Below are 10,827 nucleotides of genomic sequence, written 5' to 3' on the forward strand. Positions count from 1 at the left end.
CCACCATGTCCCTCGCCCCGTCCGAACGCGCTCCCGCCACCCCGACCGGCCGCAGCACCCCGACGCGCACCGGTCGCGCCCGCCCGCGCCGTCGCCAGTTGCTGACCCGCGGCTCCGCCCCCTACCTGCTGATCATGCCCGCCGTCCTGGGCTTCGCGATCTTCAAGGCGTATCCGATCGTCTCCTCGCTCTGGATCAGCCTCACCACCGGCAACGGAGACGACCGCCACTTCACCGGACTCGCCAACTACCAGCGCCTGCTGGACGACCCGCTGTTCTGGACCGCGCTGAAGAACACCGCGCTGATCCTGGTCGTCCAGGTGCCGCTGATGCTCGGCCTCGCCCTGCTCGTCGCCCTCGGCCTCAACTCCACCAAGGTCTGGCTGCGCCCGCTCTGGCGACTCGGCGTCTTCGTCCCCTCGCTGACCGGCCTGGTGGCCGCCGGCGTGATGTTCTCCGTGATCCTCAACCGCGACGCCGGACTGCTGAACTGGGTCCTCTCCTTGTTCGGCATCGACCGGGTGAACTGGCTCGGCAGCCCCTTCTGGGCCCGTGTGGGCGTCGTCCTCGTCATCACCTGGCACTACACCGGCTACAACGCGGTGATGTACCTCGCCGGCCTGCAGGGCATTCCCAAGGAGTTGTACGAGGCCGCGATGGTCGACGGCGCGGGGCCGATCCGCCGCTTCGTCTCCATCACCCTTCCCCAGCTGCGGCCGATCCTGCTCCTCACCGTGGTGCTCTCCACCATCGGCACCTTGCAACTCTTCGACGAGCCGTACGTCCTCACCGGCGGCGGCCCCGACAACGCCACCTTGACGGTAACCATGTACCTCTACAACAACGGCTTCAAGTACTTCGACTTCGGCTACGCCTCGGCCCTCGCCTACGCGCTCGCGCTGATCGTGTCCGTGCTCGGCATCCTGCAGGTCCGCCTGATGGGAGAGCGCCGGTGAAGCCCCGCGGCCCCCTGCTCACCCTGCTGCTCGCGGGCGCCTTCGCACTCTGCGTCGGCCCGTTCTACTGGCTCGCCATCGCCGCGACCCAGGACGACAAGGACGTGTTTTCCTGGCCGCCGAAACTGCTGCCCGGCGGCCACCTCATGGAGAACCTCCACGGGCTCCAGGAGTCGATCGGGCTCACCCGAGTCCTGCTCAACACCCTGCTGGTGGCGAGCGTCCAGACGATCGGCGCCGTCGTCGTCTCGGTCCTGGCCGGATACGCTTTCGCCAAGTTCGAGTTCCGCGGGCGCAACCTGTTCTTCGTCCTGCTGCTCAGCACCCTGGTCATCCCGGACGCGGTGATGCTGATCCCGATCTTCCAGATGATGATGGAACTGGGCCTGATCGACTCCTACCAGTCCGTCATCCTGCCCGGTCTGGTCACCCCGTTCGGCATCTTCCTGATGCGGCAGGCACTGCGCTCCATGCCCGACGAACTCCTGGACGCGGCCCGCGTCGACGGCGCCGGCGAACTGCGGGTGCTGTGGCGGATCGTCATCCCGGTCAACCGGCCGGTCATCGCCGCGCTCGCACTGTTCGTCTTCCTCGGCGGCTGGAACCAGTTCGTCTGGCCGCTGATCGCGCTGCGCAGCCCCGAGATGCACACGCTGCCCGTGGCCACCGCCACCCTGCAGGGGCTGTCGACCACCAACTACGCGCAGGTCCTGCTCGCCGCCGCCATCGCCGCCGTCCCCGTGATGGCCCTCTTCCTCGTCCTGCAACGCCAGTTCATCTCCGGCCTGCTGGCCGGGGCCACCAAGGAGTGATCACCGTGACCACCGAACCGCGCCCCGCCGACGAGCTCACCGAGAGCCCGCAGGCGCTCACCGAGCCGGACACCGCCCCGCAGCAGCCCGTCCCGGCCTGGCGCCCGAACACGCCGGCCGCGGCCACCCCCGGCACCGGCGTCCACCGGCAGCTCGCCACCGGCCTGCGCCACTCCGCCGGCGCCCCGCTCACCGTCCACCTCACCGGGCTCGGCTGCGACCGGCTGGAGACCGCCGTCACCCCGGTCGGTGACGGCGTGGCCCTGATCGAGGTCACGGCGTCGGCCGCGTCCACCGTCCGCGCCGAATGGCGGGTCCCCTGCGTCGGGGCCACCGCCTACTGGACGCCGGACACCAACGCCTCCCGCTGGCTGCCGCCGTCCTGGATCGCCCCCCGGACCGTCTCGCTCGCCCTGGGCGCCCCCGTCGCCAGTCTGGTGGGTGCCGACGACCGCGCTCTGTGCACCGCCGCCGCCGGCGAGACCTCCGCACCCGTACGCGTCGGCGCCGGCGTGGTGGAGGAGAGCGGCGAGTTCGCCTTTGCCGTCGAACAGGACCTCACCCCGGACGGGCCGCCGCTGCGGCTGCGGATCGACCTCAGCGGCCGCCACTTCGCCGCCACCCTGCAGGCCGTCACCGCCTGGTGGGCCGAGGGCCTGCACCACCCCGGCACCGCCCCCGCCGCCCGGATGCCCGCCTACTCCACCTGGTACAGCCTCCACCAGAACGTCGACACCGCCGCCGTCGAACGCCAGGCCGCCCTCGCCGTGGCCGTCGGCTGCGAGAGCATCATCGTCGACGACGGCTGGCAGACCACCGACCGCGCCCGCGGCTACGGCCACTGCGGCGACTGGGAGCCCAACCCGGCGGCCTTCCCCGACCCCGCGGCCCACGTCGCCGAGGTCCACCGGCTCGGCCTCGCCTACCTCCTGTGGTACGCACTGCCGTTCATCGGCCGGCACAACGACGCCTGGGACCGCTTCAAGGACATGATCCTGCGCGAGGAACCCCACCTGGACGCGGCCGTACTCGACCCCCGCCACCCCGAGGTCCGCGCCTACCTGGTCGAAAAGGTCTCCCGCGCCGTCGAACAGTGGGACATGGACGGTCTGAAGCTCGACTTCATCGACCGCTTCGCCGTCACCGACCCCCCGCCCGCCCCGGCCGGCGCCGACCACACCGCCGTCCACGAGGGCGTGCTCCAACTGCTCGCCGATCTCGACGCCCGTCTGCGCCGCACCCGGCCGGACGTGATCGTCGAGCACCGCCAGCCGTACGTCAGCCCCGGGCTGTGGCCGTACGCCACCATGATCCGCGCCACCGACTGCCCGCTCAGCCCCGCCGAGAACCGCCAGCGCACCGTCGACTGCCGGCTCACCGCGGGCCCGCTCGCCGTCCACGCCGACATGATCATGTGGAACTCCGCCGAGACGCCCGAGGCCATCGCCGTCCACCTCGTCAACGCCCTGTTCTCGGTGCCGCAGATCTCCGTCGACCTCGCCGCCCAGAGCCCCGGCCAGCTCGCCACCCTGCGCTTCTGGCTCGGCGTCTTCCGCGAGTATGCCGATGTCCTCCAACTCGGCGTCCTGGAACCCGTGCGACCGGACCTCGGCTACCCCCTGGTCCGCGCCCGCGACCACCACACCACTGTGGTCGCACGCTACGCGCCGCTGCCCGTCGCCCTCCCGGACCGGGACGCCGCGGACGGCCCGCAGACCCTGCTCGTCGCCAACGCGGACGGCGACCCCGTGGTGCTCCTGACCGCCGGCCGGCCGGAACAGGCCCGCGCGCGCGTCCAGGACTGCCGTGGTGAGATCCTGTCCGAGACCGTGCTCGACCTCGTCGCCGGGGTGAACTCGGTGACCGTGCCGACCGGTGGCCTGCTCACGCTGACCCGAGAGCACTGACACCCGGCGGCTGGGGGCGGTCACCCGCCGCCCCCAGCCCACCGACCACCGCCCACAGAGGAACGATGACCGCTCGACAGGTGACCATCGAGGACGTCGCACGCGCGGCCGGAGTCTCCCGCCAGACCGTTTCGAACGCCCTCAACGCACCCCACCGGCTGCGCGCCACCACCCTCGCCCGGGTCACTGCCGCCATCGACGAACTCGGTTACCAGCCCGACCAGTCCGCCCGCAGCCTGCGCACCGGCACCCGCAAGGTCATCGGCTATCCCGCCCCCGCCGACAACCCCGCCGACCCCAACCCCCTGATGGGCGGATTCCTCCAGGCGCTGGTGACCGCCGCCGACGCCGTCGGCCACCGCATCCTGGTGTTCCGCTCCGACCCCCAGCAGGGCGCCGGAGCGGTCGCCAAGTCCTTCAGCGGCCTGATCGCGGCCCGCCAGGTCGACGGGTTCGTCCTCTCCGACGTCGTCCACGACGACCCCCGCGTCGACGTGCTCACCGAGGCCGGCTTCCCGTTCGCCGCCTTCGGCCGCATCGCCCCCGGCCGCCCGCAGAACTGGGTGGACATCGACTCCACCGCCGCCACCGCCGCCCTCGTCGGGCTCCTGCTCGACCAGGGCCACCGCCGGATCTGCTACCTCAACTCCGCCGCGTCCCTGCCCTGGCTCGCCGACCGCAGGGCCGGCTTCCTGCAGGCCGCGGCCGCCGCCCCCGACGGTGCCTTCGAGGTCGGCGTCCCCGACGACGACCCGGCCGCGCTGTCCCACGCCGTCCAGCGCCTGCTCACCGGCCCCGACCGCCCGACCGCCCTGGTCTGCGCAAGCGACTGGCTCGCCCTGACCGCCTACCAGGCGGTCCGCGCCGCAGGCCTCACCGTCGGCAGCGACGTCGCCGTCACCGGCTTCAACGACATCCCGCTCTGCACGCTCCTCCAGCCCGGCCTCACCAGCGCGCGCCTGCCCCTGGCCGCCATCGCCCACGTCCTCGTCGACCGGCTGATCACCGCCGTCGAGGACCCCGCCACCGCCCCGGCGAGCGGGCTGCTGCTTCCGGCGGAACCGGTCGTGCGCGCCAGCACGCCGGGGCGGTAGCGGCCGCCGCCGGAAGCACCGTCCGCCCTGCCGGCCTGGGTGCTCGAACCGGGCATCGGTGCTGGATGCGGAGATCGGCCCGCTGATCGAGCAGGCCGCCCCCAGTCGCCGGAGGGGTCCGGCGTCGGTCCCGAGACCGCCGGTCCACTGCCGGCCGCCGACGGGGACAACCCGGAACAGATGCGGTCCGAGGGCGCGTTCGCGCACCTGCGACCCACACCCCGAACAGGCACATTCCCGGCATCCCACGCCCCGGCGGCGGGCAGACCCCTTACGACCTCGCCCACGATTGTCAGCGGCGTCGCGGCGTCTGGGACCTCCACCTCCGGCGTTGTCGTCAGTCGCCGACGCTCCTTCCCCAAGCTCTCAGCTGCGTTCGAGCAGGGGAGACCCCATCCGACTCCCTCCTCCGCCTTGGATTCGAAGGCCCCAGACGCCGCTCCTTCTCCCACTGCCAATCGTGGGCGAGGTCGTTGGCGTCGCCTTGACAGTCCTCCACCACCAAGACCATGATTCCATTAATTGACTAATGGAATTGAGGCGAAGTGCATGGCAGACGCATTCACTCCGGGCGGCACATCCGGTGCCTGGGCGCTGGAGGCGCGCGGCCTGGGTAAGCGCTACCGCCGCGGCTGGGCGCTGCGGGACTGCTCGTTCCGGCTGCCGGCCGGGCGGATCTGCGGGCTCGTCGGCCCCAACGGGGCCGGGAAGAGCACCCTGCTGGGACTCGCGACCCGGCGGGTGCAGCCGACGGACGGCGAGCTCCGTCTCTTCGGCGTGCCGGTGGACGATCCCGCGACCATGCCGCGATTCGCGTTCCTGGGGCAGGACAAGCCGTTGTTCAAGCGGTTCACCGTGGCGGAGACGCTGCGCCTGGGCAGCGAGCTCAACCCGGCCTGGGACATGGCCGCGGCGGAGCGGATCGTACGGGCGGGCCAGGTGCCCATGAACGCCCGTGTCGGCACGCTCTCCGGTGGTCAGCGCACCCGCGTCGCGTTCGCACTCGCCTTCGGCAAGCGGCCCGACCTGCTGCTGCTCGACGAGCCGATGTCCGACCTCGACCCGCTGGCCCGCCACGACATGAGCACCCTCCTGATGGCGGAGGCCGTGGAGCGCGGCACGACCGTGGTGATGTCCTCGCACATGCTGTCCGAGCTGGAGGACATGTGCGACTACCTGCTGGTGCTCGCGGGCGGCAGGATCCGGATGGCGGGCGACGCGGACGCGCTCGTCCCGGCCCACGCGCTGGTGACGGGGCTCGTCACGGACGGGAACCCGGCCGATCTGCTGGCCCCCCACACGGTGATCGAAATCCGCGTCCAGGGCAGGCAGTTCCACGCGCTGGTGCGGACGAACGGCCCGCTGCAGGCCGACTGGGTCGTCGCCGAACCCAGCCTGGAGGAAGTCCTGCTGGCGCATCTCCGCTCACCCGACGTACCCGCCTTGTACACACCCGGTGCCCGCATCGAGGCCGAAGGGATCCACAGCTCATGAGCGCCGCCCCGACCGACACCTCCCGAACCGGCCGGACGCCGGGGCCTCACCTGCTGCGCGGGCTGAACTGGCTCGTGGTACGCCAGCACCGGGCCGCACTGCTCTCCCTGCTGGCCTTGATGGTCCTCGGCTCGATCTGGCTCGTCCTCCAGCGCGGCGAGATGGCCCAGAAGCTCGAAGCGGCCGGCTGGCCGGACAAGGAGCTGGCGCAGCCGACGTTCGACTCGACGGGGCTCGGCCTCACCCTCACCGCCCTGAGCTCCCTGCCCCTGGTCCTCGCCGTCTTCCTCGGCGCCCCGCTGATCGCGGGCGACCAGGAGCACGGCACCGCACAGCTGATCACCACCCAGTCCGTGTCCCGCCGCCGCTGGCTGACGGCGAAGCTCGCCTGGTGCTACGGGGCGGTGGTCGTGTCCAGCGCGGTGCTGTCGGCGTTCTTCACCTGGTGGTGGAAGCCCTACCGTTCGGTGTTCCCCAGCCGGTGGTCGGATGGGCCGATCTTCGACAGCACCGGTCCGGTACTCCCCGCGCTGTGCCTCTTCCTGACCGCCGCCGGCATCACCATCGGCCTGCTGCTGCGCCGAGTCATCGCGTCCATGGCGATCACGTTCCTCTTCGCCGCGTTCATCGAGGTCGTCTGGGGCGAGCTGCGCGTACACCTCGCGCCGACGCGCACGCTCGCCTACCCACTCGATGCCGACATGCCCGCCCAGCTGAACGAGTTGCACGAGGTGGACCGCTGGATCGGCTCCGCCGACGGACATCTCTACGGCTGGGGGCTGTGCAGCAAGACCACCGAGGCAGCCTCGGACGCCTGCATCAAGGAGCACGGCATCGTCAACAACGTCTACGAGTACCTCGGTTTCGACCAGATGCAGTCCATGCAGTGGATGGGAGCGGGCATCCTGCTCGTGGCCGGCGCCGTACTCACCGCGTTCGCCCTGTGGCGGGTCTCCCGGAGCCCCCTCTAGGACCTGCCCCCACGGGCACATATCGTTTCGGCAGTCCAACGGGAGGTGAAGACGGTGGTCGTGTTCCGCATCGACAGACGGAGCGGAGTGGCAACGTACCTCCAGATCGTGCGACAGGTCGAACAGGCGCTGCGCATGGGCGCACTGGAGGAGGGCGACCGGCTGCCCACGGCGGCACAGGTCGCGGCGGAGACCAAGGTCAACCCGAACACGACCCTCAAGGCGTACCGCGAGCTGGAGCGCGCGGGTCTCGCCGAGGTACGGCAGGGGGCGGGCACCTTCATCACCCGCTCCCTCGCCACGGCCCAGGAGGGCCCCGACACCCCGTTGCGTGCCTCGCTCGCCGAGTGGCTGGACGAGGCCCGGACCCAGGGACTCAGCGGCCAGGAGGTCACCGCCCTGTTCCGGTCGGCGTACGCGGCGGTGTATCCGTCCGGGACCGACGGGTGAGGGATGGTTCCGTACTCCTCGTCCACGGAGTACGGAACCGCGTTCAACCCCGTGCCGGGTAGTCCCCCGTGGCGCCGTCGGTCCGCTCGCGCAGCAGGTCCGCGTGGCCGTTGTGGCGGGCGTACTCCTGGATCATCACCAGGTACACCCAGCGGAGGCTGACGAGCCGGCCACGTGTCGTCGACAGGAACGTCTCGTCGAGGCCGTGCCCGGCCACCGCTGCCTCGCACGCCTCGACCTCGGCGCGGAACGCGGCGTAGTCGCGTGCCGCGTGGGCGGCGTCGACGCCGTCGATGCCTTCGTCCCCGTCGTCGGGACCGGTGAAGACGTCCCCGATCGGCTCACCCGCGAAACTCCGCCGGAACCACCAGCGTTCGATCTCCGCCATGTGCCGGACCAGACCGAGGAGCGTGAGGTTCGACGGTTCTGCGGCCGTGCGGGCCAGTTGCTCCGGGCCGAGTCCGGCGCGCTTGGTGAGCAGCGTTTCCCGGTGCCATCGGAGCCAGCCCTCCAGCATGACGCGCTCGTCCGCGGTGCTCGGCACGTTCAGCTGGTCGCCGTCGGCCGTCGTGCGTTCGATGCGGGGTGCCGTCCAAGTCATGGCGGCCATCCTGGCACCGGGCACGCCGTGTTCAGGTCAGTTCCCGGATGAGCAGGTCCGCGTCCTGAAGGAGGAAGAGGTGTCCGCCGTCGGGGATGGTGTGCAGTTGGGCGCCATCGATCCGCGCGTGCGCCCAACGCGCCACCTCGATGGGAACGTTGCCGTCGGCGTCGCCGTGGAGGAAGACGGTGGGTACGGAGACGGAGCCCAGCAGGTTCGGCAACGGGTAGGAGTAGCCGACCAGATCGGTCACGGCCGCGTCCATGCCCTGGCGCCGGCCCTCGGTCGTGTCCAGATCGGACAGCGCCGCGAACTCGGGGGTGGCCATCACCAGTTGATCGGCCCGGGGCCAGGCCTTGAAGTTCGGCCTGCGCTTGCTCAGGGACTTGAAGACCCCGGTCCCCGCGAGCATCGACCGGCCGACTGCCGGCGCCCACCGGACGATCCAGTTCAGCAGCTTCACGACGGGGATCCGGCGCGCGTACGTCTCCTTGGGCGCTCCGGGAACGGCGGCGGCCGCGAGGATCAGCTTCGACACCCGCTGCGGGTGGGCCTGGGCCGCGGCCAGGGCATATCCGCCGCCGCCCGAGATCGCCGCGAGCGGGACCCTTTCGTGGCCGAGGTGATCGAGCAGGGCCACGAAGTCGTCGTTCCAGCGGTGGAAGCCACGGCCCGGTACGGGATCGGTCTCGCCGTATCCGGGGCGGTCCGGGAAGACCAGGTGGATACCCGCCTCCGTGGCGGCCTGCCGCAGCGCGACACCCTCGTACCGGCTGCCGGGTGTGCCATGGAGCACGATCGCGGGCGGGGCGGCGGGATCCCCGTACGAGCAGTACGCGATACGGCGCCCGCCGGGGCCCGTCAGGCGGACCGTCTCGGGCAGATCCGGCCAGGAGGGGGTCATCTCTGCTCCTCGTGCGATACGGGGGTGGCTGCAGCGGCGGCGATCCCGCCGATGACGAGGTCGAGACCGAAGGCGAACCGACGGTCGTAGTCGTGGTGGTCGGCGAAGACCGACAGGGTCCGGTGCTCGGGCGGGAGCCGGAGCTGTTCCGGATTCCCGCGGCCGAGGCGGATCGCCACGTGGCCGGTGACGAAATCGTGCAGCGTGCCGTACGCGTAGACGGCGGACGCCTCGTCGAGCCCCGCGGTCCGCAGCGCCGCGACGATCCGGAGGGCGACATCGTCCGCGCCGGGACCGACGAGAGGGGCTCTGCGGTGCGCCTCGAGAATGACCGGGTGCCGCATGAGCAGGTCACGAAGCGTTTCGGCGAACAGCCGGACGACGTCGCGCCAGTGGTCCGGCCAGTCCACGGCCCCGGTCACCTCGCCGACGATCCGGGAGACCAGCGCGTGCTGGAGGGCGTTGATACCCCCCGTCGTGCGGTGGATCGCCATCGGTGACACACCCAGCCGGTCGGCCAGCGCCCGGAAGGTCACCGCGTCGAGGCCCCGGTCGTCGGCGATCTCGGTCCCCGCGTCCAGGATCGTGTCGAGGCCCACCGCCCGGGGACGGCCGTTCTTCGGAGTGCTTGCCTTCTCGCCCGCCATGCCGCCACCATATCGATACGCGTAACGAAACGGCAATGGGAGATTCCATGACGCAGTTGCACGACCTCACGGCTCTCCAGCTGGCCACCGCCTACGAGCGCGGTGAGACCACTCCCGCCGAAGTCGTGGACCATCTGCTGGCCCGGATCGAGGACGGCGACCGGGTGGGTGCGTTCACCACCGTGTCGGCGGACCGGGCCCGCGCCGCCGCGGCCGCGGCCGGACGCACCCTGCGCGCATCGGACCGCGCCGAGCTGCCGCGCCTGTTCGGCGTGCCGACCGCTGTCAAGGACCTGGAGGCCACCGCGGGCGTGCGCACCACACTGGGGTCCGCGCTGTTCCACGACTGGATCCCCGAACACAACGACGAGATCGTCGACATCATGGCCGAAGCGGGGCTGATCAGCCTCGGCAAGACGACCGTCCCGGAGTTCGGTGCCGCCTGCTACACCGAACCCGAGGTGTCCGCCCCCGCGCGCAGCCCGTTCGACCTCACCCGCAGCGCGGCCGGCAGCAGTGGCGGGGCGGCGGCGGCGGTCGGCGCGTTCCTGGTGCCGATAGCCCAGGGCAGCGACAGCGCCGGTTCCGTGCGCTCCCCCGCGAGCGCCTGTGGTGTGGTCGGGCTGAAACCGAGCCGCGGGCTCATCATGGCAGGCCCGAACGGCAACGACGGAATGGGGCTCTCCGTGAAGGGACCGCTCGCCCGCACCGTGCGCGACACCGCGGCGTTCCTCGATGCGCTGACCACCCGTACCGGAGCCGGCACCGTGCATCCGCCCCGCGCCGACGGCTACGAGCGGGCCTGCGAAGCCCCGTTATGTTTTTCGCGGTCCTGCAAGAGGGCCGCTGGCCTCCGGGCCCGGCATGACTGTTGCCCCCTGTCGAACGGATGACCTGGGGGGTGGTGTCACCGGGCCCGGGAGGTGCCGTCGGAGACGCTGATGAGAGGTCCGGCCACCGCCTGGTCCGGTGCAACGCCGGACAGCTCGCG

11 protein-coding genes are annotated in these 10,827 nt (G+C 71.5%); 8 read left to right on the forward strand and 3 right to left on the reverse strand.

The window, feature by feature from the left end; all coding sequences use genetic code 11:
- The first annotated feature begins 5 nt into the window (after positions 1-5).
- From ACF08M_RS36055 to ACF08M_RS36085, 7 genes are all read left to right on the forward strand, one after another.
- Positions 6-956, forward strand: a complete 951-nt coding sequence (locus ACF08M_RS36055; protein WP_392189512.1) for a carbohydrate ABC transporter permease — start codon at positions 6-8, stop codon at positions 954-956.
- Entirely contained in the window at positions 953-1,768 is an 816-nt protein-coding gene (locus ACF08M_RS36060) for a carbohydrate ABC transporter permease (RefSeq protein WP_392189513.1), read from the forward strand. Before ACF08M_RS36055 ends, ACF08M_RS36060 begins: the two co-directional genes overlap by 4 nt.
- A gap of 5 nt (positions 1,769-1,773) precedes the next feature.
- Positions 1,774-3,675 (forward strand): glycoside hydrolase family 36 protein, encoded by a 1,902-nt coding sequence (locus tag ACF08M_RS36065; protein ID WP_392189514.1) that lies wholly within the window; start codon positions 1,774-1,776, stop codon positions 3,673-3,675.
- 65 nt (positions 3,676-3,740) lie between these two features.
- A complete protein-coding gene (locus ACF08M_RS36070; protein WP_392189515.1) occupies positions 3,741-4,769 on the forward strand; it encodes a LacI family DNA-binding transcriptional regulator in 1,029 nt (342 codons plus the stop codon).
- Between the two features lie 549 nt (positions 4,770-5,318).
- On the forward strand, positions 5,319-6,263 hold the full coding sequence (locus tag ACF08M_RS36075) for an ABC transporter ATP-binding protein (protein ID WP_392189516.1): 945 nt from the start codon (positions 5,319-5,321) through the stop codon (positions 6,261-6,263).
- Positions 6,260-7,234: an ABC transporter permease gene (locus ACF08M_RS36080; protein ID WP_392189517.1), complete on the forward strand. Its 975-nt coding sequence runs from the start codon at positions 6,260-6,262 to the stop codon at positions 7,232-7,234. The genes ACF08M_RS36075 and ACF08M_RS36080 overlap by 4 nt, the downstream gene beginning before the upstream one ends.
- 45 nt (positions 7,235-7,279) lie before the next feature.
- A complete protein-coding gene (locus ACF08M_RS36085) occupies positions 7,280-7,684 on the forward strand; it encodes a GntR family transcriptional regulator (RefSeq protein WP_392189518.1) in 405 nt (134 codons plus the stop codon).
- A 43-nt stretch (positions 7,685-7,727) separates the two neighbouring features.
- On the opposite strand, the gene ACF08M_RS36090 is transcribed toward ACF08M_RS36085, so the two are convergent.
- From ACF08M_RS36090 to ACF08M_RS36100, 3 genes are read right to left on the reverse strand one after another with little or no spacing between them, the layout of a single operon-like run.
- Positions 7,728-8,285: a DinB family protein gene (locus ACF08M_RS36090; protein ID WP_392189519.1), complete on the reverse strand. Its 558-nt coding sequence runs from the start codon at positions 8,283-8,285 to the stop codon at positions 7,728-7,730.
- A gap of 31 nt (positions 8,286-8,316) precedes the next feature.
- Positions 8,317-9,189, reverse strand: coding sequence for an alpha/beta fold hydrolase (locus ACF08M_RS36095; protein ID WP_392189520.1), 873 nt, complete (start codon positions 9,187-9,189; stop codon positions 8,317-8,319).
- On the reverse strand, positions 9,186-9,836 hold the full coding sequence (locus tag ACF08M_RS36100; RefSeq protein ID WP_392189521.1) for a TetR/AcrR family transcriptional regulator: 651 nt from the start codon (positions 9,834-9,836) through the stop codon (positions 9,186-9,188). Before ACF08M_RS36100 ends, ACF08M_RS36095 begins: the two co-directional genes overlap by 4 nt.
- Positions 9,837-9,883: 47 nt before the next feature.
- On the opposite strand from ACF08M_RS36100, the gene ACF08M_RS36105 reads away from it, so the two are divergent.
- The gene (locus ACF08M_RS36105; protein ID WP_392189522.1) at positions 9,884-10,729 is read left to right on the forward strand and encodes an amidase; all 846 of its coding nucleotides are present in this window, start codon (positions 9,884-9,886) and stop codon (positions 10,727-10,729) included.
- Positions 10,730-10,827: the final 98 nt, after the last annotated feature.

Origin of the sequence: Streptomyces sp. NPDC015032, from assembly GCF_043080425.1 — a bacterium.
Taxonomy (GTDB): domain Bacteria; phylum Actinomycetota; class Actinomycetes; order Streptomycetales; family Streptomycetaceae; genus Streptomyces.